This is a genomic window from Streptomyces sp. cf386, from assembly GCF_900103585.1.
GTDB lineage: Bacteria > Actinomycetota > Actinomycetes > Streptomycetales > Streptomycetaceae > Streptomyces.
Genome location: NZ_FNHV01000005.1, coordinates 63,771 through 86,765 on the forward strand (window position 1 = coordinate 63,771; position 22,995 = coordinate 86,765).

General features: G+C 71.2%; 25 protein-coding genes. 11 read left to right on the forward strand and 14 right to left on the reverse strand.

The features are described from left to right. Positions 1 to 86 precede the first annotated feature (86 nt). Complete coding sequence (locus BLU79_RS14225; RefSeq protein ID WP_093906111.1) at positions 87 to 995, forward strand: SGNH/GDSL hydrolase family protein; 909 nt, start codon at positions 87 to 89, stop codon at positions 993 to 995. Between the two features lie 7 nt (positions 996 to 1,002). On the opposite strand, the gene BLU79_RS14230 is transcribed toward BLU79_RS14225, so the two are convergent. After that, entirely contained in the window at positions 1,003 to 1,485 is a 483-nt protein-coding gene (locus BLU79_RS14230) for a VOC family protein (RefSeq protein ID WP_093906112.1), read from the reverse strand. Positions 1,486 to 1,610: 125 nt separating this feature from the next. On the opposite strand from BLU79_RS14230, the gene BLU79_RS14235 reads away from it, so the two are divergent. The 3 genes from BLU79_RS14235 to BLU79_RS14245 all read left to right on the forward strand — a co-directional run bounded on the left by BLU79_RS14235 (position 1,611) and on the right by BLU79_RS14245 (position 4,191). Then, the gene (locus BLU79_RS14235) at positions 1,611 to 2,816 is read left to right on the forward strand and encodes an epoxide hydrolase family protein (RefSeq protein ID WP_093906113.1); all 1,206 of its coding nucleotides are present in this window, start codon (positions 1,611 to 1,613) and stop codon (positions 2,814 to 2,816) included. A gap of 132 nt (positions 2,817 to 2,948) precedes the next feature. Then, positions 2,949 to 3,587 carry an ATP-dependent Clp protease proteolytic subunit gene (locus BLU79_RS14240; protein ID WP_093906114.1) on the forward strand — a complete coding sequence of 213 codons (639 nt, stop codon included), beginning with the start codon at positions 2,949 to 2,951 and terminating at the stop codon, positions 3,585 to 3,587. Between the two features lies 1 nt (position 3,588). Continuing rightward, positions 3,589 to 4,191, forward strand: coding sequence for a ClpP family protease (locus tag BLU79_RS14245; RefSeq protein WP_093906115.1), 603 nt, complete (start codon positions 3,589 to 3,591; stop codon positions 4,189 to 4,191). 545 nt (positions 4,192 to 4,736) lie between these two features. Here the strand turns inward: BLU79_RS14245 and BLU79_RS14250 are convergent. The 3 genes from BLU79_RS14250 to BLU79_RS14260 all read right to left on the reverse strand — a co-directional run bounded on the left by BLU79_RS14250 (position 4,737) and on the right by BLU79_RS14260 (position 7,258). Further along, positions 4,737 to 5,243: a helix-turn-helix domain-containing protein gene (locus BLU79_RS14250; RefSeq protein WP_093906116.1), complete on the reverse strand. Its 507-nt coding sequence runs from the start codon at positions 5,241 to 5,243 to the stop codon at positions 4,737 to 4,739. Between the two features lie 92 nt (positions 5,244 to 5,335). Then, a complete protein-coding gene (locus BLU79_RS14255; RefSeq protein ID WP_093906462.1) occupies positions 5,336 to 5,791 on the reverse strand; it encodes an ATP-binding protein in 456 nt (151 codons plus the stop codon). A gap of 99 nt (positions 5,792 to 5,890) precedes the next feature. Next, complete coding sequence (locus BLU79_RS14260) at positions 5,891 to 7,258, reverse strand: DUF6777 domain-containing protein (RefSeq protein WP_093906117.1); 1,368 nt, start codon at positions 7,256 to 7,258, stop codon at positions 5,891 to 5,893. 207 nt (positions 7,259 to 7,465) lie between these two features. Between BLU79_RS14260 and BLU79_RS14265 the strand changes: the two genes are divergently transcribed. Then, a complete protein-coding gene (locus BLU79_RS14265) occupies positions 7,466 to 8,728 on the forward strand; it encodes a streptophobe family protein (RefSeq protein ID WP_093906118.1) in 1,263 nt (420 codons plus the stop codon). A 294-nt stretch (positions 8,729 to 9,022) separates the two neighbouring features. Here the strand turns inward: BLU79_RS14265 and BLU79_RS14270 are convergent, their stop codons facing one another. The 4 genes from BLU79_RS14270 to BLU79_RS14285 form a co-directional block, all read right to left on the reverse strand. Next, positions 9,023 to 10,006: a serine/threonine-protein kinase gene (locus BLU79_RS14270; RefSeq protein ID WP_093906119.1), complete on the reverse strand. Its 984-nt coding sequence runs from the start codon at positions 10,004 to 10,006 to the stop codon at positions 9,023 to 9,025. After that, positions 9,996 to 10,541, reverse strand: a complete 546-nt coding sequence (locus BLU79_RS14275; RefSeq protein WP_093906120.1) for an SH3 domain-containing protein — start codon at positions 10,539 to 10,541, stop codon at positions 9,996 to 9,998. The genes BLU79_RS14270 and BLU79_RS14275 overlap by 11 nt, the downstream gene beginning before the upstream one ends. Further along, positions 10,538 to 10,855: an FHA domain-containing protein gene (locus BLU79_RS48590; RefSeq protein WP_093906121.1), complete on the reverse strand. Its 318-nt coding sequence runs from the start codon at positions 10,853 to 10,855 to the stop codon at positions 10,538 to 10,540. Before BLU79_RS48590 ends, BLU79_RS14275 begins: the two co-directional genes overlap by 4 nt. 71 nt (positions 10,856 to 10,926) lie before the next feature. After that, a complete protein-coding gene (locus BLU79_RS14285) occupies positions 10,927 to 11,337 on the reverse strand; it encodes a hypothetical protein (RefSeq protein WP_093906463.1) in 411 nt (136 codons plus the stop codon). 347 nt (positions 11,338 to 11,684) lie between these two features. On the opposite strand from BLU79_RS14285, the gene BLU79_RS14290 reads away from it, so the two are divergent. Together BLU79_RS14290 and BLU79_RS14295 are read left to right on the forward strand one after the other, a co-directional pair. Next, complete coding sequence (locus tag BLU79_RS14290) at positions 11,685 to 12,068, forward strand: nuclear transport factor 2 family protein (RefSeq protein ID WP_093906122.1); 384 nt, start codon at positions 11,685 to 11,687, stop codon at positions 12,066 to 12,068. Between the two features lie 71 nt (positions 12,069 to 12,139). Beyond that, positions 12,140 to 12,430: a DUF1905 domain-containing protein gene (locus tag BLU79_RS14295; protein ID WP_093906123.1), complete on the forward strand. Its 291-nt coding sequence runs from the start codon at positions 12,140 to 12,142 to the stop codon at positions 12,428 to 12,430. On the opposite strand, the gene mgrA is transcribed toward BLU79_RS14295, so the two are convergent. Continuing rightward, on the reverse strand, positions 12,420 to 13,415 hold the full coding sequence (gene mgrA / locus BLU79_RS14300; protein ID WP_093906124.1) for an L-glyceraldehyde 3-phosphate reductase: 996 nt from the start codon (positions 13,413 to 13,415) through the stop codon (positions 12,420 to 12,422). The genes BLU79_RS14295 and mgrA overlap by 11 nt on opposite strands. 135 nt (positions 13,416 to 13,550) lie before the next feature. Here mgrA and BLU79_RS14305 point away from each other — a divergent pair, with 135 nt between their 5' ends. Both BLU79_RS14305 and BLU79_RS14310 read left to right on the forward strand, forming a co-directional pair. Then, positions 13,551 to 14,438: a LysR family transcriptional regulator gene (locus BLU79_RS14305; protein WP_093906125.1), complete on the forward strand. Its 888-nt coding sequence runs from the start codon at positions 13,551 to 13,553 to the stop codon at positions 14,436 to 14,438. Between the two features lie 25 nt (positions 14,439 to 14,463). Continuing rightward, positions 14,464 to 14,973, forward strand: coding sequence for a mycothiol transferase (locus tag BLU79_RS14310; protein WP_093906126.1), 510 nt, complete (start codon positions 14,464 to 14,466; stop codon positions 14,971 to 14,973). Positions 14,974 to 14,986: 13 nt separating this feature from the next. On the opposite strand, the gene BLU79_RS14315 is transcribed toward BLU79_RS14310, so the two are convergent. Continuing rightward, on the reverse strand, positions 14,987 to 16,066 hold the full coding sequence (locus tag BLU79_RS14315) for an adenosine deaminase (RefSeq protein ID WP_093906127.1): 1,080 nt from the start codon (positions 16,064 to 16,066) through the stop codon (positions 14,987 to 14,989). A gap of 71 nt (positions 16,067 to 16,137) precedes the next feature. Continuing rightward, the gene (locus BLU79_RS14320; RefSeq protein WP_093906128.1) at positions 16,138 to 16,524 is read right to left on the reverse strand and encodes a VOC family protein; all 387 of its coding nucleotides are present in this window, start codon (positions 16,522 to 16,524) and stop codon (positions 16,138 to 16,140) included. A gap of 173 nt (positions 16,525 to 16,697) precedes the next feature. Here BLU79_RS14320 and BLU79_RS14325 point away from each other — a divergent pair, with 173 nt between their 5' ends. Further along, positions 16,698 to 17,156: a pyridoxamine 5'-phosphate oxidase family protein gene (locus tag BLU79_RS14325; protein WP_093906129.1), complete on the forward strand. Its 459-nt coding sequence runs from the start codon at positions 16,698 to 16,700 to the stop codon at positions 17,154 to 17,156. Positions 17,157 to 17,269: 113 nt separating this feature from the next. Continuing rightward, positions 17,270 to 18,256, forward strand: coding sequence for a sphingomyelin phosphodiesterase (sph, locus tag BLU79_RS14330; protein WP_093906130.1), 987 nt, complete (start codon positions 17,270 to 17,272; stop codon positions 18,254 to 18,256). An 18-nt stretch (positions 18,257 to 18,274) separates the two neighbouring features. On the opposite strand, the gene BLU79_RS14335 is transcribed toward sph, so the two are convergent. The 3 genes from BLU79_RS14335 to BLU79_RS14345 form a co-directional block, all read right to left on the reverse strand. Further along, complete coding sequence (locus tag BLU79_RS14335) at positions 18,275 to 19,180, reverse strand: aldo/keto reductase (RefSeq protein ID WP_177001020.1); 906 nt, start codon at positions 19,178 to 19,180, stop codon at positions 18,275 to 18,277. A 37-nt stretch (positions 19,181 to 19,217) separates the two neighbouring features. After that, complete coding sequence (locus BLU79_RS14340; RefSeq protein WP_093906132.1) at positions 19,218 to 19,928, reverse strand: chitinase; 711 nt, start codon at positions 19,926 to 19,928, stop codon at positions 19,218 to 19,220. 234 nt (positions 19,929 to 20,162) lie between these two features. Beyond that, the gene (locus BLU79_RS14345) at positions 20,163 to 22,919 is read right to left on the reverse strand and encodes a fumarate reductase/succinate dehydrogenase flavoprotein subunit (RefSeq protein WP_093906133.1); all 2,757 of its coding nucleotides are present in this window, start codon (positions 22,917 to 22,919) and stop codon (positions 20,163 to 20,165) included. Between the last annotated feature and the right edge of the window lie 76 nt (positions 22,920 to 22,995).

Sequence of the window (22,995 nt, forward strand, 5' to 3'; positions counted from 1 at the left end):
TCCGTGGCCGACACGTGTCTTCCCCCTGGGGCCCGGCTGTGCTTGCCTTGGGAGCCGATTTCGGTGCCCGGGGCGGGAGTTGCCGTATGCGCAAGCCGTGGTTCGTGGGGGCGCTGCTGGCCGCCGTGCTGCTCGGCGCGTGCGGGGATCCGGCGTCCGGTCCCGAGGCGGCGGCGCCTGCGGAGGTGCCTGAGGCGTCGGCCACCACACAGCAGCGGGCGCCTGCTTCGCCGTCCGCTCCCGGGACCGCTCCGAGCGCCCCCGTGAAGGCACCGACCGTGCTGTATCTGGGCGACTCGCTCGCGATGGAGGCGCAGGAGGTGGTGGGGCGGGAGCTGCGCCGGGACCTGCGGGCGACGTACACGAGCGCCCCGTACTCGGGCACGACCCTGTGCGACTACCTGGAGGGCACGGGCAAGCGGTCCCTCGTCCCGGACGCGGACAAGGCGGCCGCCCTGGTGCGCACACTGCGGCCGGACTTCGTCGTGCTGCAGTTCTGGGGCAACGCGTGGGGCTACACGTGGTGCATGGACGGGATCACCCACGACGCCTCCCCTCAGACGTACTTCAAGCGGTACCGGGCCGACATGAAGCGGCTCACCGACCAGATCTCCGCGGCCTCGGACGCACGGATCGTCTGGGTGCTGCAGGGCCCGGACCCGATCACCCCCGACCGGGTCCGGCGCGTCAACGCCCTGTACGAACAGCGGGCCGACACCTCGGGCGACCTGCTCGCCGACGCGGGCAAGGCGGTGAGTGCGGCGGGGGCCCGCTACTCCTGGGTCCAGTACCTGCCGTGCACGGCGTACGAGCGCGCACACGCCGAGTACTGCACCCAGCCGGACCGCGACCGCACCGCCGTGCACCGCGACGACGACTACCTGCACTTCTGTCTGGCGCCCACGACCTCGACACCGAAGCCGTGCCCGGTCCGCTCCCCCGGGATCCTGCGGATCGCCCAGGAGATCACACGGGTGATCCGCGAGAACCTGTAGGGCGGGCTCACTCGCCGGCGTAGGCGTTCTCCAGGGCTGCGATGTCGAACTTGCCCATCGCCATGAACGCCGCGGTCGCGCGGGCGGCCTTCGCCGGGTCCGGGTCGGTGATCATGGCCTGGAGCCGGTCCGGGATGACCTGCCAGGACACGCCGAACCTGTCCTTGAGCCAGCCGCAGGGGCCGGGCTCGCCGCCGTTCTCGGTGAGCTTGGCCCAGTAGTAGTCGATCTCCTCCTGGTTCTCGCAGAAGATCATGAACGAGGTCGCCTCGGTGAACTTGAACATGGGGCCGCCGTTGAGGCCGAGGAACTTGTGGCCGTTCGCCGTGAACTCGACGGTCATCACACTGCCGGCGGGCTGGAGCGCGCCCTCGGGGTAGCGCGCGATCTCGCCGATGCTGGAGTTCTTGAAGATCGAGACGTAGAAGTGGGCGGCCTCTTCGGCCTGGCCGTCGTACCAGAGACAGGTGGTGAAACCGTCGCTTGCCATGAGTACCTCCGGGAGGGTGGAACCACTGTCATCTGTGTCGACCGATCCTCGCCCCGAAACTCATCGGTCGCATGGCCGACCAAATTCAGATGGTCGTTACACCGTTCGGAACTAGCATCCCGGTCATGACGTCTTCGCCCGCCGACCACGGCATCCACCCGTTCCGCATCGACATTCCACAGAGCGACCTCGACGATCTGCACGACCGCCTGGACCGGACCCGGTGGCCCGACGAGCTGCCCGGCGTGGGATGGGCGTACGGCGTGCCGTCCGGCTACCTGCGCGAGCTGGTGCGCCACTGGCGGCATGAGTACGACTGGCGGGCGGCCGAGGCGCGGCTGAACGAGTGGCCGCAGTTCACGACCGAGATCGACGGAGCACATGTGCACTTCGCGCACATCCGCTCCCCCGAGCCCGACGCCACCCCGCTGATCATCACGCACGGCTGGCCGGGGTCGATCGTCGAATTCCTGGACGTCGTCGGGCCGTTGACGGATCCGGCCGCGCACGGCGGTGACCCCGCCGACGCCTTCCACGTGGTCCTGCCGAGCATTCCCGGCTTCGGGTTCTCCGGGCCCACCCGGGAGACCGGCTGGGAGGCACGCCGGATCGCCGACGCCTGGGTCGAGCTGATGACGCGCCTCGGCTACGAGCGGTTCGGCGCCCAGGGCGGCGACTGGGGTGCGGGCATCTCGCGCGAGCTGGGCCGCGCCCACCCCGACCGGGTCATCGGCATCCACCTCAATCTGCTGCCCGGCGCGCAGGCGGCCACCGAGCCGACCCCGGAGGAACTTCAGGCGCTGAGCCCCGAGGAACGGGAGCGGACGCTCGCCTCCTGGCGCCGGTGGGCGGAGTGGTTCCGGGACGGGACGGGCTACTACCACATGCAGGCCACCCGGCCACAGACCCTGTCGTACGCGCTCACGGACTCGCCGGTCGGCCAACTCGCCTGGATCGTCGAGAAGTTCCAGGAGTGGACCGACGCCGAGCAGCTGCCCGAGGAGGCCGTCGACCGGGACCAGATGCTGACGAACGTGATGCTGTACTGGCTGACGGGCACGGCGGGGTCGTCCGCCCGGATCTACTACGAGCGCGGTCACACCAAGGGTGACCGGGTCGCCGCCCCGCACAAGCCCTCGACGGCACCGACCGCGGTGGCCTCCTTCCCCGGCGACCCGCAGATCCCGCTGCGCCACAAGGCGGAGCGCACGGAGAACATCGTCCGCTGGACCGAGCTCGACCGGGGCGGACACTTCGCCGCGATGGAGGAGCCGGACCTGCTCGTGGACGATGTGCGCGCCTTCTTCCGGCAACTGCGCGAGAAGAGCTGAGCGCCTGTTCACAGGCGCTCAGCGAGCCGCTCTGCCCGCAGCGAATCTGCCGCGGGCAGAGAATCCGCATCCGGGCCTCCTCCGGGGTCGACAGTGGAGTCCACGGCATCCCCGCCATCACGAGGAGAACCGATGACTCCACTCAGCACGCTCGCCCCGCGGGCCGAGGAGGGCGACACCCCGCCCACCCGCTTCGACGACCATCTGGCCGCCCAACTGCTCGCCCAGCGGATCGTCCTGCTCGGCACGCAGGTCGACGAGGTCTCCGCGAACCGGGTCTGCACCCAGCTGCTGATCCTGTCCGCGGAGGACCCGCGCACCGACATCAGCCTGTACATCAACAGCCCGGGCGGCTCGGTCCACGCGGGCCTCGCCATCTACGACACGATGCGGCTGATCCCGAACGACGTCTCGACGCTCGCCATGGGCTTCGCGGCCAGCATGGGCCAGTTCCTGCTCAGCGTCGGCAGCGCGGGCAAGCGGTACTCGCTGCCGAACGCGCGGATCATGATGCACCAGCCGTCGGCCGGGATCGGCGGCACCACCGCGGACATCGAGATCCAGGCGGAGAACCTGGACTTCACCAAGAAGACCATCGAGCGGATCACCGCCGAACACACCGGTCAGACCCCGGAGACCATCTCCCGGGACGGCGACCGCGACCGCTGGTTCACGGCCGAGGAGGCCAAGGAGTACGGCATGGTGGACCAGGTCGTGGAGTCCCTCACGGACGTCCGGCCGGCCGCCAACCGACGACGGATTGGGCTGTGACATGGGGACCTACACGATTCCGAACGTCGTCGAGCGCACCCCTCAGGGCGAGCGGTCCTATGACGTGTTCAGCCGGCTGCTGTCGGAGCGGATCATCTTCCTCGGCACGGAGATCGACGACGGCGTAGCCAACGTCGTCATCGCGCAGCTCCTGCATCTGGAATCGTCCGGACCGGAGAACGAGATCGCGATCTACATCAACTCGCCCGGCGGCTCGTTCACTTCGCTCATGGCGATCTACGACACCATGACGTACGTGCAGGCGCCGATCTCCACGTTCTGCGTGGGCCAGGCGGCGTCTACTGCCGCCGTCCTGCTGGCCGGTGGGGACCCGGGGCGGCGATTCGTCCTGGAGCACGCGCGCGTGCTGCTCGGCCAGCCCGCCTCCGGAGGCAGCCGGGGCATGGTGTCCGATCTCGCCCTCCAGGCCAAGGAGATGGTCCGTATCCGCTCGCAGGTCGAGGAGGTCCTGGCCCGGCACACGCACCACGACATCGCGACCCTGCGCGCGGACATGGACCGCGACAAGGTGTTCACCGCCGAGGAGGCCGTGGCGTACGGCCTGGCCGACGAGGTGGTGAGCCGACGCCTCGCACGGGTCTGAGGAACGGGCGGGGGCTCACGCCGGCACGCCTCGTGGAGGTCTGAGGAGCCGGCGGGGCCCCACACCGCGACGCCTCGTCGAAGCCTGAGGCGCCGGCGCGGCCTCATCCCGCAGGGCCTCATGGGTCTGGGGCACCGGCACGCCCTCACACTGCGGCACCTTGCGCGAGTCCGTGGAGTCGGCGCGGCCTCACACCGGAACGCCTCGTGGGGCCCGTGCGCCGGCACGCGTCCCACTTCGCGACGCCTCGCCGGAGCCTGAGACACCGGCACGTCCTCACACCGCAACGCCTCGTGGGCGGCGGCCCAGGAGCACCGGCACAGCCCCACACCTCGGCGTCTCGCGCGAATACGAGGAGCCGACGCAGCCTCACACCGCGACGCCTCATGGGGGTCTGGGACGCCTACACAGCCCCCACCACGGCGCCTCGCGCGAGTCCGAGGAGACAGCACGCCCTCACACCGCAACGCCTTGTCAGAGTCCGAGGAGGCAGCGCGGCCTCACGCCGCGCCGACTCCTCGGGATCTGCGGCGTCGGCGCCCGTCTCACGCCGCCAGGCACAGTCCGTCGTACGACGAACCGGCCCTGCTGCGGCTGCCGCCCGGGGCTCGGTGGCTGGTGAGCCGGACCAACTCGCCCTGGGCCAGCGACAGCAGGTCGCCGAGGCCGAGTCCGAGGGCGTGGGCGGCGGCTGCGAGGACCTCTGAAGAGGCCTCCTTGCGGCCGCGCTCCACCTCCGAGAGATATGGCATGGAGATGCGGGCCTCGTCGGCCACGTCCTTCAGTGTGCGCTCCTGGGCAAGCCGCTCACGGCGCAGGACGTCACCGATGAGGTCGCGCCACAGGGGTTCCTTGGGCGCGGGCGCGGACGGCACCGGTGCAGGGGGCACGGCGGTGGGCCGGGCGGCGGGTGAGGGTGCCGCGTTGGCAGGGCGTTCGGACGCTGGGCGGGTCGTTCCCGGGCGCGTGGCCGACGGGCCGACGGCAGGCCGACGGGCGGCAGGCGGGCGCAGGGGAATGACGCGGGCTTCGTTCGGCGCTTGTTCGCTCACCTCCCCAGCCTAGAAGCGTTGCACGCCGGGGGAAGGGATGGGCATTCTGCCCTGGGGGAAATCGCGGCCGGTGAAGTCCGGCCGCGCGCCCGTCACTCGTCGCTCAGCCGCAGCACCGCACGCACCCGCTTGCCGACCGGCACCCGTTCGACGGCCATCTCCGCCGCCAGCGCGTGCACTATCTCCAGACCGTGTCGGCCGATCCGCTCCGGGTCCTTGGGGAACCGGCGCGGCAGGGCGGAGCTGCTGTCGTACACGCAGACCGTCACCGCGTCGTCCGTGCCCTCCAGGTCCAGGATGTACGGGCCGTTGCTGTGCCGGTCGGCGTTGGTGACCAGCTCGCTGACCACCAGGAGCACCTTGTCCTCGGCGGGCTCGGCGATCGTGGCGCACCACTCGGTCCTGAGCCGACCGAGGAACAGCGCGGCGAAGGACCGCGCCTCGGCGATGCATCCCGGTTCACCGCTGTAGTGCGCCGCCCGCCGAAGCGGTTCCACGGGCACGTCGAAACCAGTCGGAATCACTGCCCCGTCCACGTGCTCGATCATGCGTATCTCTCTCGGAAGCCGGAACTGGCCGGACACTACTGCACCAGTCCTCGTACCCAGAGCGGGGCCTCGCAGTCACTACGCAGGTGGCGCCGTACGTCACAGCGCCGGCGACTGCGGCGCGTTGTCGACAGACTCCGGCGCACTCGGGACGGACTCCGACTGCGGCGCCGATTGTGGTGCCGATTGTGGTGCCGACTCCGGTGCCGTGGTTGTGGCCTCATCCGGTGACGGCTCCGAGGTCGGCGTCTCGGGCGGCTCCGACTTCGTCGTCGACGGTTCCGTGATCGTGGGTTCCGTGGTCGTCGGCTCTGTGGTCTTCGGTTCCGTCGTCGTGGGCTCAGTCGTCGTGGGCTCAGTCGTAGTCGGCTCCTCGGTCGACGACTCCTTGGTCGACGACTCCTTGGTCGACGGCTCCTTGGTCGACGGCTCCTTGGTCGACGGCTCCTTGGTCGAGGTCTCGTCGCTCGGCGACGGCGAGGAGGGGGACGTGGACGTCCACGGGGAGCTGGGTGATGTCGGCGTCGACACGCTCACCGAGGGCGAGGGCCTCGACGGCGGCTCGGTCTTCCTGTCCTTGCGGCCGTCGTCGCCGCGCGGGCGAGAGATCCACTCCTTGCGGTCGTAGTCATAGATGACGAAGTTGTTGACGATGGTCGTCGAGGGCGAGATCACCACGACGCTGGTGGGGCGGTACGACGACCAGGAGTCACCCGTCCGCTTGGGCGTGCCCTGCTGGGCGACCGGCGAGGCCAGCGGGTTGCCGCAGGCACAGCGCGCCCGGGGTACGCCGCGGTCGTCGACAAGGACCGCCGTGCCGGACTGGAGGACGGCCTGGTAGCTGCTGACGGCGCCGTCGCGGTACCCGTGGTTGGTGACGCGGGTGTCCATGCGCATCTGCACGGGGGTGAGCGAGCGGAGGTAGGAGGGGACGTCGGCTGTGTCGACGCCTGCGATGGACGCGAACGCCCGGTTCCTGTCCGGGGCTTGCCGGAAGTACGAGATCTGCTTCTCCACGTCGCAGGCCCCGGCGTTGCGGCTGCCGGCGTACAGGCCGGGTTCGCTGCCGTCCACACCGCGCACGGCGTTCGACGGCGCCGACTCGGTCGCTGGAGACGGGCTGACCGGCGGGGCGGTGCTGTCCGTCGCCGTGGACTCGGTGAACGGGTCCGGGCCGGCCTTGCTCGCGGCCTGGAGAAAGACCTCGCCGCTCGCGGCGGTACCGCCGCCACCGCCGCCGCGCGACATGACGACGGCGACGATCACCGCGGCCACCACGACCGCCGTGAGCGCCGCGATGCGGGGCACGGACCTCCACCAGGGATGGTGGGGTTCGGGGCCGGGTGCTCCCCCGCCGGTGTCGGACGGGGGCTGCGAGGGCGGGCCCGAGGGCGGCTCGGAGGGGCCCGACAGGGGGCCCGAGGGCGGTCCTGTGGGTCGGCCGGGCGACGGAGGTTCGACGCTCACGAGGCCTTCTTCCCGACGCTGGATTCCGGCGACAGTCGGTGCGCCGGGTTCCTGCGACAGTTAGTGCTTCTTCGCGACTTATATCCTTTCGCGCCTTTCCGTACTATTCCCATTCTGTGCGCGCGTCCCACACCCCACGCAAGCCGACGCGGGACGGGCCGACCGTTCGACGGGCGCGCCCCGGGTGTGCTGCCTAGCGTGGGCAGGGTGAGCGTGCTGACCGCCTCTCGTCCGGCCGTGGCCCGTCACGGGTGGGTGCAGGCCGTCGGCGTGGTGCTCGCCGGGCTGGTGGCGATGGGGGTGGTCGCCGCGCCGGGCCTGTGGGCGGCCGGTGCCGCCGACCTCCCGGACGGCGCCTTCCCGCGGGTCGTGGTGGCCACCGTGGTCACGGCGGTCGGCGGCACGGTCGAGCTCTCGGGCAGCGCCGGAGGGCTGGCCGAGTCCGACGCCGGGCTGACCGTGATCCCGCTGTCGGTGACCCTCACCGGCGCCCTGATCCTGGCCGCCGGTTTCCTGCGGCCGCTGCGGCACCGGGCGGTCGCGGGCACCCTGGAGCTGGCGGGGTGGGCCGCCAGGATCGCCGTACTGTGGCTGGCCGCGCTCCTGGGCCTGTCCTTCGCCGCCCGCCGGACCTTCTCCCTCTCCCTGGGCGACTTCGGGGAGGACGCGCTCGGTGACCTCGGCGACCTGTTCGGCATCTCCCCCGAGGTCGGCTTCACCACGGACGTCCCCGCCACGATGTTCTTCGGTCTGCTGTGGCTGGTGGGCGTGCTGGTGCTGGCCCTGCTGGTGGCGCGCGGGGCTCCGCTGCCGGGCCGGCTGCTGCGCTTCCAGGAGTCGGTGCGGCCGGCCGCGTACGCCATGGTGGTGCTGCTGCTGGCGTGGGTCGGGCTGGGTGTCGTCATCGGCCTGGTGGTCGCGGCGACCAGAGGGCACCCGGCCGAGACCTTCGCGGTGATCCTGCTCGGCATGCCGAACCTGGTGTGGCTGGCCCTGACCATCGGGCTCGGTGCGACCTGGAACGGCCGGGTGGACGGGCCGTTCGGGCTGCCCATGCCGCATGCGTTGGACGAGGTGTTGCGGGGCGAGGATGTCTCCGAGCTGAATCTGGGCACGCTCGCCGAGCAGGACGGCAAGGTGTGGTGGCTGCTCGTCGTCGACGCGCTCCTGCTGCTGGCCGTCGCGTTCGTGATGGCGCGGCGGTCGCCGCCCCGGATGCGCGCCTGGGAACACGCCGTGCACCTGGCGACCGCGCTCGCGCCCACGGTGCTGATGATCTGTCTCGTCTGTCGCGTCTCGGCCCACTACGGCCTGTCGGTCCTGGGCATCGGTGACCTGGGCGGGGATCTGGGCGGCGAGCTGTTCCTACGGCCCCAGGTGTGGACCGCCATCGGCCTGGCGCTGGCATGGGGGCTGGTCGCCGGGTTCCTCGGCGGCCTGCTGGCGCGACGGGTGCGGCACCGGGGCTAGGTCGCGGCGCGCGCGGAGGGTTGAGCGGGCCGGGGTTCTCCGCCGGAAGACCGGCACGGCGCGGCGACGGTTTCGGGGCGGCCCCGGAGTCTACTGACGCCAACAGGTGCGGCATCACGGCGAGGCCGAAGCTCGGACGGAGGGATGAGCGCGCCAGCGCCGACTGCCGGAACCCGGAACACCGGCTCGGCACAGCACCACGGCGGTTTCGGCACGGCCGAGGCCTACTGACACAACAGGTGCGACACCACAGCGAGGCAGGCGCACGCAACGAACCGATGAGCGAGCCCGTGATCACCGCCGGAAAACGGGCTCGGCCCAGCGCGGTGGCGGTTTCGGCGGGGCCACGGCCGACGCCTTCGGGGCTTCTCCGGCTCTGAGGTCCCGCCCCGTCGCCGCGCCACCGGCCACGGCGGAGCGCAGGTCGGCGACGAAGGCGCGGCAGGAGTCGTGGCGGTCGTCGGGGCTCTTGGCCAGTGCCTTGGCGACCACCGCGTCTACGGACGGGGCGAGGTCGGGGCGCGCCTCGGTCAGGGGCGGCGGCTCGTCGTACTGGTGGGCCCACAGCAGGGCCATGTCCTCGTCCCGCTGGAACGGGGGGTGACCGGCCAGGCACTCGTAGATCACGCAGGCGAAGCTGTAGACGTCGCAGCGTGCGTCGACCGGCTTGCCCGAGATCTGCTCGGGGGCCACATAGTCGAGCGTGCCGACGAACTGACCGACGGTCGTGAAGCCGGTCAGGGACAGGGACTTCTTCGTCAGGCCGAAGTCGGTGAGATAGACGTGCTCGGGGTGGTCGCTGTCGGTGCCGCGCGCGACGAGGATGTTGCCCGGTTTCACGTCCCGGTGGACCAGCCCGTTCTCGTGCGCCGCGTCGAGGGCGGAGGCGACCTGGGCGGCGATGCGCAGCGCCGTCGGGGGCGGCAACGGGCCCTGGCGGTCGAGGAGATGGCGCAGGTCGCTGCCGGAGACGTAGCGCATGGCGATGTACAGGATGCCGTCCGTCTCGTCCGCCTCGTAGACCGGCACGATGTGCGGGTGGTCGATGGCGGCGGCCGTCCGGGACTCGTGGGTGAAGCGGCGGCGGAAGGTGTCGTTGCGGGCGAGTTCGGGGGCGAGGAGCTTCAGCGCGACGGTGCGGTCCAGGCGCAGGTCTCTCGCGCGGTAGACCACGGCCATGCCGCCCCGCCCGATCTCCAGCTCGATGCGGTAGCCCGCGACCTCCCGGCCGATCAGCTCGGAGGGCCGGCCCGAGAAGAGGCTCGCGTCACGGGCCATCGGGGGCCACGACCTGGGTCGGACCGCGGCCGCTGTCCGCGGTGGCGCGGGGTCCGTCGTCGGCGGCGTAGGTGCTCAGCCGTGCGCCGTCCGCGTACTCCCACCGCGCGTGCTCGGCGTCGTACAGCCACATGGACTCCCCGTCCACGACCACGCCGATCCGCAGCTCCGCGGTGCGGGTGTGGAAGGTCTCGCCGTCCAGTGCGCCGGCCGCCAGCTCCTCTACCGCGGACCGGTAGTCGGCCAGGGCCCGCTCGACCCGGTCGAGCAGGGGGCGCGGATCGGCGGCGCTGGCGAGCGGGCCGTCGTCGGCGGTGGGCGGGTCCTGGGGTACGGCGACCAGGAAGCGGCCGTCGACCCAGGCCGACCAGCCGTTGGCGCACAGGATGTGCCCCCAGTCGCCGCGCCGTTCGACGAGCCGGACCGGCAGGAACGCGTCGAGGGGCACGGTGGGCCGGGCGGGGTCCGGGGCCTCCCAGGCGGGCATGCCGTTGCGGGGAACGATGTGGGTGGGCCGGAAGGCGGGGGAAGTCATGGGCGCTTGCCTGCTTCCGCATCACGACGGGCTCGTGCAGCCGCAGCAGCCGGGCGCAGCTCGGCTGCGCCGTTGAGGGAGGTGCCATTGAGGGAGGTGCCGTTGTGGCTGCCCAGATCGGCGATCCCGTACGACCCGTCGGGCGGTGCGCGCAGCACCGCATGGTTCCAGGAGACGCCGGAATCGTCGATGACGATGTCGCCGAGCGGGTCGCGTCCTACGTGGTGGTCACGGCCCGGGGTCATCAAGGTCGAGCCCGACTCGGTCTCCGGGACCAGTACGGGCGCTGTCGGCGCGACGGGCTGCTCCGCCATGCCAGGATTCTATCGATCCATCTCTTTATGTGCCGTCTGGCTTCGGGGTGGGGAGGCGCCCGCAACGGCACTCAGGCGACGGGCATGACCAGCGCCGGAAGGGTCCGCTGCATACGCAGGGCGTCCACCGACTCGGCGAGCAGTTCGTACTCGGTGGTGTCGTCGCTCACGGCGATCCGCACCAGCCGTCCGCCCGCCAACTCGTCGGCGACCAGCTCCTGCCGGTCCATGTCACCGCACCAGGCCCGCAACACGGTCGGCACGTCGAGCACGGTGTCGGCGACCGGGACGAGCGCGCTCGGCGGGAAGTGCTCGGCGTCGGGCTGCGGGTCTAATCGCTCGGCGATCCAGGACGCCCGGTCGCGTAACCACCACAGGGCCAAGGCCAGGGTGGGTGCCCGGTACGTTCCCAGCGGTACTCCGATGCGCCGGCCTCCGCAGACTCCGTATGCGGTGACATGGCAAAGGAACTCGTCGTGCACGTAGCCTCCCCCGTGGTGCGTGTTCGCCTGTCGGCGGGCCTCGCTTTCCATGCGGCTCGTGAGCGGTGTGTGAGGGCACCGTCGCCCCATGTGAGGCACCCTCGTAGTGAGTATGTTCACTACTGAAACACTGTCACCACGACTTTCCGGCCAGTCTCCTGGCATATTCACAGTCGGTGTTGGCCGAAATACGGCGGGTACACGTCAAGCAGGGTTCTCGGCAGGGTCATTACCCCGGGGGTAATCGAGCTTCCCGACGCGTGCGGGCATCGTTGCGGTACCGGGTCGCCGCGACCGGCACCCGGCTTCCGACCAGCAGTGACGACCTCGATGGAGGCTGATCGACCATGCCCGCGACCACCGACCGCTACGAGATCGCCGTCGCCCGCTACTTCGAGGCCTGGAACGCCCGCGAGCCGCAGGAGCGGGCCAGGGCGGTCACCACCGCGTGGACCCCGCTGGGCGGCTATACCGACCCGCTGGCCGACGTCCGCGGGCACGAGGGGATCGTGGCCGTCGTCGCGGCGGCGCAGGCGCGGTTCCCCGGCTTCGTCTTCCGTCTCGCGGGCTCCGTCGACGGTCACCACGACACGGCGCGCTTCTCCTGGGAGCTGGTGAGCGAGGCCGACGGTTCAGCGCCGGTGGCCGGGTCGGATGTGATCACGCTGGACGGCGACGGGCTGATCCTGTCCGTCCTGGGATTCCTGGACCGGGTGCCCGCCGGGGCGTGAGCGATGAGTTCCGTGCCGTACGGCGGTCTTGACCGGTGAAGGCCACCAGACCGCCGCGAACGGAGCACGCCATGACCACCAGCGGACAACTACTGGACGCGGAATTCACCGCGGTCCTGCGCAAGAGCCCGAGCGACGGCGGTTGGACCTATGTCGTCTGGCCGAGGTCCGTCGACTTCTTCGGTACCCGCGGACTGGTCAAGGTCCGCGGGACCGTGGACGGACATCCGTTCCGGAGTTCGTTCATGGCTCTCGGAGACGGCACCCACAAGCTCCCCGTCAAGGCCGACGTACGCAAAGCCATCGGGAAACAGGAGGGCGACGCCGTCACCGTCCGTCTGACGGAACGGCTCAGCCCCTGAGCACCGCCTCGATCCGGGCCAGTTCCTCCCCGTCGAAGTCCAGGTTGCCGGTCGCGGCGACACTGTCCTCGATCTGCTGCGCACTGCTCGCGCCGACCAGCGCCGAGGTCACCCGGCCGCCGCGCAGGACCCAGGCCAGGGCCAGCTGGGCCAGCGACTGACCGCGGGACTTGGCGATGTCGTCGAGGGCCCGCAGCTTGCCCAGCAGCTCATCGGTGATCGCGTCGGCGTTCAGGAACGGGCTGCCGCCCGCGGCCCGGGAGTCCTTCGGGATGCCGTCGAGGTAGCGGGAGGTCAGCTGGCCCTGCGCCAGCGGGGAGAAGACGATCGAGCCGACCTGCAGTTCGTCCAGGGCGTCGAGGAGGCCTTCCTCCTCGGGGCGACGGTTCAGCATGGAGTAGGCAGGCTGGTGGATGAGCAGCGGGGTGCCCAGTTCACCGAGGATGCGGGCGGCCTCACGGGTCTGCTCGGCCGAGTAGTTGGAGACACCGACGTAGAGCGCCTTGCCCTGCTGCACCGCCGAGTGCAGGGCGCCCATCGTCTCCTCCAGCGGAGTGTCCGGGTCGGGGCGGTGCGAGTAGAAGATGTCGACGTAGTCCAGGCCCATCCGCTTCAGGCTCTGGTCGAGCGAGGACAGCAGGTACTTGCGCGAGCCCCACTCGCCGTACGGGCCGGGCCACATCAGATAGCCGGCCTTGGTGGAGATGATCAGCTCGTCCCGGTAGGGCGCGAAGTCCGACTTCAGCGCCTCGCCGAACGCCGACTCGGCGGCACCGGGCGGCGGACCGTAGTTGTTGGCCAGGTCGAAGTGGGTGACGCCGAGGTCGAAGGCGCGGCGCAGGATGGCCCGCTGGTGCTCGACCGAGCGGTCCGCCGGGCCGAAGTTGTGCCACAGTCCGAGGGACAGCGCCGGGAGTTTGAGGCCGCTGCGTCCGGTGCGCCGGTAGGGCATCTCCGCGTAGCGGTCGGGGTGTGCGGTGTACAACGCGACTCCAGTGGGGTTGGCACACGAGGGACGGCTCCGAGGAACCGGTCTTCCAGTGCATCCACTCTGGCGTGACCTGCGGGCAGTGGTCCAACAGGTAAATCAGATGGGATTCAGCGGCTACGCTGCTCAATCATGGAACTGCGCCATCTCCAGCACTTCGTGGCGGTCGCCGAGGACCAGCACTTCACCCGGGCGGCCGAACGCCTGTTGGTGTCCCAGTCGGGCCTGTCGGCCTCGATCCGGGCGCTGGAACGGGAGTTGCAGACCCCGCTGTTCGTCCGCACCACCCGCCGGGTGACGCTCACCCCGGCCGGCCGCGCCCTGCTGTGCGAGGCGGAGCGGATCCTGGCGCAGGTGCGGGCCGCCCATGAGGCGGTGGCCGCGGTGCAGGGCGTGCTGCGCGGGATGCTGGCGCTCGGGTCCGAGCAGTGCATCGCCGGGGTGCATGTGGCGGGGCTGCTCGCGGCCTTCCGAGGGCAGCATCCGGATGTCGAGATCTGCCTGCGCCAGGCGGGTGCGGGCGCGCTCGCGGAGGAGGTCGCGGCCGGGCGCCTCGACCTGGCCTTCGCCGTGCGGACGGTCGAAGAAGACACCGACCAGCTGCGGGCCGTACCGCTGACCAGCGAGCCGATGACCGTCCTGTGCCATCCGAGCCACCGCCTCGCGGCGGCCGGCGCCGCGGTCACTCCGGAGGAGCTGGGCGGGGAGGTCTTCGTCGACTTCCACCCGGACTGGGGGCCGCGCCGCACCACCGACGCCGCGTTCGCCGCGGCGGGCGTGCGGCGGAGCGTCGCCCTGGAGGTCAACGACGTGCACAGCCTGCTGGACCTGGTGGACGAGAACCTCGGCGTCGCGGTCGTGCCGCGCCACTTCCGGCACAAACGGCCGTCACTGACCGCGCTGCCGGTGAAGGGCACCGGCGAGACCGTCTACGAGACCGTCGCCCTGCTGCCGCCCGAGCAGGCCACGAGCCCGGCGGCCCGGGCGCTGATGGCGCTGCTGGAAACGGAAGGCGCCTGACGGACGGGTGCGCGATGGTGGAGCCATGCATGCCAAGGACATCCTCATCGACGGATACAACCGCATCCAGGAAGAAGTCCACGCCGCCGTCGAGGGCCTCGACCCCGACGAGCTCACCGCTCGCCCCTCCCCCGACGCCAACTCCATCGCCTGGCTCGTCTGGCATCTCACCCGGGTCCAGGACGACCACATCGCCGACGCCTTCGACCTCGACCAGGTGTGGCTGACCCAGGACTTCCAGAAGACCTTCGGGCTCGACCTGCCACGCCATGACACCGGCTACGGCCACACCGCCGCGAAGGTGGCCAAGGTGCGGGTCGACTCCGGTGACCTGCTGACCGGCTACTACGACGCCGTGCACGCCCAGACCCTCGGGGCCCTGCACGAGGTGGCCGCCAAGGATCTGGAACGCATCGTGGACGTGCGCTGGGATCCGCCGGTCAGCCTGGGTGTACGGCTGGTCAGCGTCCTGTCCGACGATCTGCAGCACGTCGGACAGGCCGCCTACGTACGCGGTCTGCTGGCCGGCTCCTAGGCCGCGGGCTGCTTCAGAGCGCGGCCGCGTAGCCCGGGAGTACGACGTCCTCGATGAGGGCCTTGCGCTCGTCGAACGGGATGAACGCGCTCTTCACGGCGTTCACGGTGACGGTGCGCAGGTCCTCGACCGTCCAGCCCGCCTCCTCGACCAGCAGGGACATCTCGCGCGTCATCGTCGTGCCGGACACCAGTCGGTTGTCGGTGTTGAGAGTGACGCGGAAGCCGAGGTCCTTCAGTGCGGTGATCGGGTGCTCGGCGATCGAGGTGGCGGCGCCGGTCTGGAGGTTGGACGTGGGGCACATCTCCAGGGCGATACGGCGGTCGCGCACCCAGCCGGCCAGGCGGCCGAGCTTGCCCGCCGCGAGGTCGGGGATGTCGTCGGTGATGCGCACGCCGTGTCCGATGCGCTGGGCGCCGCAGACCTGGAGGGCCTGGTGGATGCTGGGCAGGCCGTGGGCCTCACCGGCGTGGATGGTGAACGGGACGTTCTCGCGGCGCAGGTGCTCGAAGGCGTCGAGGTGGTCGGCGGGCGGGAAGCCGTCCTCGGCGCCGGCGATGTCGAAGCCCACCACACCGGCGTCCCGGAACGCCACGGCGAGGTCGGCGGCCTCGCGCACCCGGTCGAACATCCGCATCCCGCACAGCAGGGTGCCCACGCGCACCGGAGTACCGGCCGCCGCGGCCTTCGCCATCCCGGCGGCGAGGCCCTCCTGCACGGTCTCGACGACCTCGGCGAGGGCCAGCCCGCCGTTGGTGTTCAGCTCGGGGGCGTAGCGCACCTCGCCGTAGACGACCCCGTCGGCGGCCAGGTCGAGGACGTACTCCTCGGCGGTGCGCAGCAGGCCCTCGCGGGTCTGCATCACGGCGAGGGTGTGCTCGAAGGTGGCTATGTAGCGGACCAGGTCGCCGGAGTTCGCGGCCTCGAAGTACCAGGCGGCCAGCTCGTCGGGGTCGGTGGTCGGCAGGGTGTGGCCGACCGCTTCCGCGAGCTCGACCACGGTGGCGGGGCGCAGGCCGCCGTCGAGGTGGTCGTGCAGGACGGCCTTGGGGAGGCGGCGGATCACTTCGGCGTCTACGCGCGTAGCGGTCATGGTGTGGTCTTTCTTGAGCGGGGCGGTTCGAAGCGACGGGAGGCGTTCGGTACGGCGGGTCGGGGAGCGGGTCAGCCGGCGGGCTGGAGCAGGTCCCAGCGGTTGCCGTACAGGTCCTGGAAGACGGCGACGGAGCCGTACGGCTCGTGCCGGGGTTCCTCCAGGAAGGTCACGCCCGCGGCGAGCATGCGGGCGTGGTCGCGGGCGAAGTCGTCGGTGTGCAGGAAGAACCCGACGCGCCCGCCGGTCTGGTCACCGACCCGGGCGCGCTGCTCGTCACCCTTGGCCCGGGCCAGCAGCAGTGCGGTGCCCTGGCCGCCGGGCTGAACGACGACCCAGCGGGAGCCGTCCGGGCGGGGGGCGTCCTCGACGAGCCGGAAGCCGAGGGCCTCGGTATAGAAGCGGATCGCCTCGTCGTAGTCGTCGACGACGAGGGTGACCAGGGCGATGCGTCTCATCGGGGCCTTCCGGGAGGTGCGATTGACGGGAGAGGTTATACGTAAAACCTGGCGGACGCCAGTCGCCCGCGGGACGGCCCCCGATCGACCCGTCGGTCCTAGGACTCGGGCCCGAACCGAGCCGGGTCCCGGGCCCGATCCGCACCTCCCGTTGCGCCGGTACCGTCCCGGTCATGAAGATCACCGAGCCGCCCCGCGGCCCCGAGCAGCGCAAGCGCGATCTCCTGTCCCGGCTGGAGACGGAGATGGACGTCTGGGTGGCCACGGCCGACTCCGAAGGCCTGCCGTGCCTGGTCCCGCTGTGGTTCGTCTGGGAGGGCGGCTCCCTGTGGCTCGCGACGCGGCCGACCACGCCGACCGGCCGCAATCTGCGGGACGGCGGGCGGACCCGGCTGGCGCTCGGGGACACCCTGGATGTCGTCCTCGTCGACGGCGACGTTCGGATGTACGGGGCCGAGGAGGTGCCGTCGGCCGCCGCCGAGGCGTTCCTCGCGAAGACGGGCTGGGATCCCCGGGCGGACAGCAAGCCGTACGTCTATTTCCAGGTACGTCCGCTTGCGGTGCAGGTACGGAACGGGGAGCACGAGATGGCCGGCCGGCATCTCATGCGGGACGGCGTGTGGGTCGTCTGAGCCGGGTGTACCGCTGTCCGACATTCTTTCCACGCACGGGAGTTACCTGGGAGTAATCGCCGATGGTTTGATGTGCGGCGCCACTCAGCCCCCTCCACCCTCAGGGAGATCCAGTGACGCTCTTGACCTCGCGCCGCACCCCGGGCGCAGCCGCGCTCGCCCTCGCGCTCGCCACGACCGGGCTCGCGGGCGCCGCCCCCACCGCGACGGCCGCCGAGCAGGCACCGCCGCTTCGGGTGCTGTCGTACAACGTGTTCCTCTTCAGCAAGACGCTGTACCCGAACTGGGGCCAGGACCACCGGGCCGCGGAGATCGCCAAGGCGTCCTTCTTCCGCGGGAACGACGTCGTGGTGGTGCAGGAGGCGTTCGACAACTCCTCGTCGGACGCGCTCATGGCCGCGGTGGCGGGCGAGTACCCGTACCGGACTCCGGTGGTCGGGCGTACGAAGAGCGGCTGGGACGCGACCGGCGGCGCGTACTCGGCGACCACGCCCGAGGACGGTGGGGTCACGATCCTCAGCAAGTGGCCGATCCTCCGCCAGGAGCAGTGGGTCTACAAGGACGCGTGCGGGGCGGACTGGTGGTCCAACAAGGGCTTCGCGTATGTGGTGTTGAACGTGAACGGCACCAAGGTGCACGTCGTCGGCACGCACGCCCAGTCGACCGACCCGGGATGTGACGCCGGTGAGGCGGCATCGATGCGCAGCCGGCAGTTCAAGGCGATCGACGCGTTCCTGGACGGCAAGAACATCCCGGCGAGCGAGCAGGTGCTGGTCGCCGGTGACCTGAACGTCGACTCGCGCACCTCCGAGTACGCCTCGATGCTCGCCGACGGCGGGCTGGTGGGCGCCGACGCCCGCATCGGGCACCCGTACTCCTTCGACACCGAGGACAACTCCATCGCCCGCGACCGCTACCCCGACGACCCGCGCGAGGACCTGGACTACGTCCTGCACCGCGCGGGTCACGCCCGGCCCACGGTCTGGAAGAACGACGTCGTCAAGGAGCAGAGCGCGCCCTGGACCGTGACGAGCTGGGGCACCGACTACACGTACACCAACCTCTCGGACCACTACCCGGTGACCGGGTACGCGGGCTGAGCCGTCCGACGGTCCGGCTCAACCGGCTTGCAGACGGGCCGCGTTGAGCCGGGCCAGCTCCTCGTCCGTGAGGCGGAGGGCGGCTGCGGCGACGTTCTCGACCAGGTGGTCGGGGTTGCCGGTGCCGGGGATGGCGAGGACGTGCGGGCCCTGGTGCAGGGTCCAGGCGATGCGCACCTGAGCGGGGGTCGCGCCGTGCGCCCGTGCCACGGCGAGCACCTCCTCGTCGTGGGCGGCGGTCGCGCCCTGCTCGCCCGCGTCCCCGGCCACGGCGTAGAACGGCACGAAGGCGACGTTCTGCTCGCCGCACAGGCGCAGGAGCGCGTCGCTCTCGGGGTCGGGCCGGTCGAGCGCGTACCGGTTCTGCACACACACCACGGGCGCGATGGCCTGCGCCTCGGCGAGATGCCGTGGCCGCACGGCGGAGATGCCGAGGTGCCGGACGAGGCCCGCCTCGCGCAGCTCGGCCAGCGCGCCGAAGTGCTCGGCGATGGAGTCTTGCCGCATACGGCGCAGGTAGACGACGTCCAGGTGGTCGCGGCCGAGCTGGCGCAGGTTCTCCTCGACGTGGCCGCGCAGTTGGTCGGGGCGGGCCGAGGTGCCCCACTCGCCGTGGTAGTCGCGGTAGGGGCCGACCTTCGCGGCGATGACCAGGTCGTCGGGGTACGGCGCCAGCGCGGTGTTGATCAGTTCGTTCGCGGAACGGAGGGCCGAGAAGTAGAAGGCGGCCGTGTCGATGTGCGTGACGCCGAGCTCAACCGCCTTGCGCAGTACGGCGATCGAGCGCTCCCGATCGCTCGGCGTCCCGTGGTGGAAGGCAGCGCTGCCCGTCAGCCGCATCGCGCCGAAGCCGACGCGGCTCACGGACAGGTCGCCGAGTTTCCAGGTGCCCGCGGCGTCCGCGGTGATCGTCCGGTAGGTCATCGGCGGAGTTTCGCACACGCCTCGGGCACGCAGGGCGTCAGCAGTAGAGGTTGCCGCCCGGGGAGACGCCGAGGATCGACGTGAACCGGTTGTAGGCGTCCACCCGGCTCTGCACCTGGGCCGGGTTCTTGCCGTCGCACTCCAGGGAGCCGTTGATGGAGCGGATGGTCTGGCCGAAGCCGGCCTGGTTGACCATGGCGTTGTGCGGGGTCATGGTGCCGGGGCCGGTCTGCGTGTTCCAGTACCACAGGCCGGTCTTCCAGGCGACGGGCGCCTCGTTCTGCACCCGCCAGGGGTTGCCCAGGAGGTCGATGCCGAGTGCGTCGCCCGCGGCCTTGTAGTTGAAGTTCCAGCTGAGCTGGATGGGGCCGCGTCCGTAGTAGGCGTCCTGGCCTGCGGGGCAGCCGTACGGCTGGCTCCGGTCGCAGTAGTGGGGGTAGTTGGCGGTGTTCTGCTCGACGATGTGGACCAGTCCGCCGGTCTCGTGGTTGACGTTGGCGAGGAAGGCCGCTGCCTCCTGCTTCTTCACCGTGTCGCTGCCGGTGTTGGCGAAGCCGGGGTAAGCGCTGAGGGCTTCGGTCAGGCCGCTGTACGTGTAGAAGGGATTCCGGTTCGGGAACATCTGGTTGAACTGCGACTCGCTGACGACGAAACCGGCGGCGGACGCACTCTGGGCCGGCTGGAGCACCAGCGCGGCGCTGCCCAGGGCGAGTGCGGACAGGACTGCAGCTATGCGGCGCCTCGACACAGGATCAACTCCTTTGCGGAGCACGGCCGCACCCGGACAAGGGCAGGGCGAAGCAGAGCCTTGTGCGCACGCGCCGACAAGGTCGGCCACGGCGTGGGGGCGGCCGTGGTGGGGGGTGTGGAGACACACTCAACCGCTTTGGTCTGTACCAGTCAAGAGTTTGGTCTGTACCAATAAGAGGAATGCAGACCCGTCAACCCGTCCGATGAGCCCCGGAATTGGGAAGGCACCCGATCACCGCCCCGCCCGTCCCGCGTACGCGCGGACGTCGGCGTCGGGGTCGTCGACCGCGGCGGCGAGCGCCGTACGGGCGTCGTCGCGTGCGGTGTGGCGCAACAGAGCGAGTACCGCGGCCTTGCGCACATCGGCGTTCGGGTCGCCCAGCACCCCGGCGAGAGCGGGCACGCCCTGGTCCGGTGCCGCCCCGCCCAGTGCGGTCGCGGCGCCCGTGCGGACCTGCCAGGCCGGGTCGGTGAGCGCCGCTGTGACGGTGGCGAGGAGTTCGCCGGGGACACCGAGGACACCCAGGGCTTCCAGCGCCGCCCCGCGTACCAGGACATCGGGATCGCCGATCAGACGGTGCAGGGCGGCCGGTGTGCCGGCGTCCCGGTCGATGTGCGCGGTCAGGGCGGCGAAGCCACGCGCCACGGCGACCCGCACCTCGCGCGCGGCGTCGCCGGCCGCCTCGGACAGGACCTCGACGGCGTCGACCGAGACCAGGGCGCGTACGGCGGCCAGGCGCACCTCGGTCTCCGGGGCGGCCAGGAGACCGGCGAACAACTCGGCGTCCCCGAGGCGCAGGGCGCGCAGCACGTCGAGTGCCGCGGCGCGGGCCGTCGGATCCGCTGCCGTCAACGCGGCCACCAGCGGGGCGCGCAACTCCGGTTCCGCCGTGAGGACTTCGGCCAGCTCGCGCAGCGAGGCGGCGGCCGCGGCGCTCACGTGGCCGTCGGCGTCGACCAGGGCGGTGGCCAGTGCGGGACCCGCGCCGGGTGGGGCCGTCTCGGTCAGCGCCTTGACGGCGGCGAGCCGTACGGCTGCGTCCGCGTCCTTCAAATAGGGCTCCAGGGCCGGAAGATCGGGCTCCTCCTCCGTGAGCGCGACCAGTTCGAGGAGCCGTTCCCGGGTGGCTTGCGAGGTTCCGTTTGTCGGGCCGGCGGGGTCGGCCGCGCCGCCCGCCTCCGGGGTGAGCGCTGCGGGCGGGGCCTCGCGCCGCCCCGCCGTGGCCGTCTCCAGCGGATGCACCTCGCCCAGGTGGCGGGCGGGGCCGCCGGCGGGGGTGAACTCGTCGACGGGCACGAGGTAGGGCTCGACCGGGCGCGCCGTGAACTCCATGGCCCCGGTCTCGCCCTTGCGCAGGTCGAGGTGGTGCAGCCAGTCCGTGTCGTCCCGCTGGGGGTGGTCGAGGCGCTCGTGGTAGAGGCCCCAGCGGGACTCGGTGCGGGCGAGGGAGGACCGGGCGGCCATCTCCGCGCAGTCGCGGATGAAGGAGACCTCGGCGCAGCGCATCAGCTCATGCGGCGTCCGCGCGCCCATCTCGGCGATCTCGTCCCGCATCCGCTCGAAGTGCTCCAGCGCCAGGGAGAGCCGGGCGCCGCTCTTGGGCGGGGCGACGTAGTCGTTGACGAAGCGGCGCAGCTTGTACTCGACCTGGGGCTGGGCGGGACCGTCGGGGTTGCGCAGCGGCCGGTAGATCAGCTCGTGCGCCTCGGCGAGTTGGTCCTGCGGCAACTCGCCCTGGTACGCCTTGTACTGGGCGGCGTCCTCGCCCGCCAGGTCGCCGAAGACGAACGCCCCGATCATGTAGTTGTGGGGCACGCAGGCCAGGTCGCCCGCCGCGTACAGGCCGGGCACGGTGGTGCGGGCCTTGTCGTCGACCCGCACTCCGGAGGCGGAGTGGCCACCGCACAGGCCGATCTCGGAGATGTGCATCTCCACGTCGTGGGTGCGGTAGTCGTGTCCCCGACCGGAGTGGAAGGTGCCGCGGGTGGGGCGCTCCGTGGAGTGCAGGATCGACTCCAGGGCCGAGATGGACTCCTCGGGCAGATGACTGAGCTTGAGGTAGACCGGGCCGCGGTCGGAGGCGACCTCGGCGGCGAACTCCGCCATCATCTGCCCCGACCAGTAGTCGGAGTCGACGAACCGCTGCCCGTGCCGGTTGACCTGGTAGCCGCCGAACGGGTTGGCGACATAGGCGCAGGCCGGACCGTTGTAGTCCTTGATGAGCGGGTTGATCTGGAAGCACTCGATGCCGGTGAGCTCGGCGCCCGCGTGGTACGCCATCGCGTAGCCGTCGCCCGCGTTGGTCGGGTTCTCGTACGTGCCGTACAGATAACCGCTCGACGGCAGCCCCAGTCGGCCACAGGCACCCGTCGCGAGGATCACGGCGCCCGCCCGTACGGCCACGAAGGCCCCGGTGCGGGTGTTGAAGGCGGCTGCGCCGACCGCCCTGCCGCCCGCGGTCAGGACGCGCACCGGCATCAACCGGTTCTCGATACGGATCCGCTCGCGGTTCTCCCGCCTGCGCAACTGCCGGTAGAGGACCTTCTTGACGTCCTTGCCCTCGGGCATGGGCAGCACGTACGAACCCGACCGGTGCACCTGCCGGACCGCGTACTCGCCGTGCTCGTCCTTCTCGAACTTCACCCCGTACGACTCCAGGCGCTGCACCATCTCGAAGCCCCGGGTGGCCGTCTGACGGACCGTCGACTGATCGACGATGCCGTCGTTGGCGCGGGTGATCTCGGCGACGTAGTCGTCCGGCTCGGCGCGGCCGGGGATGACGGCGTTGTTCACGCCGTCCATCCCCATGGCCAGCGCCCCGGAGTGCCGTACATGGGCCTTCTCCAGCAGCAGCACGGAGGCACCGCGCCCGGCGGCGGTCAGCGCGGCCATCGTGCCGGCGGTGCCGCCGCCGATGACCAGGACGTCGCAGCTCAGCTCCTCGGCCGAGTCGAGGTCGGGGATCTCCGTCAGGGTCGGGGTGGTCATGGCTGGGGTGCCTTTCGGGACGTGCGGGGCCGAGGGGCGCGCAGTGCGTGCGGGGCCCTGGACGGGCGAGGGCCGA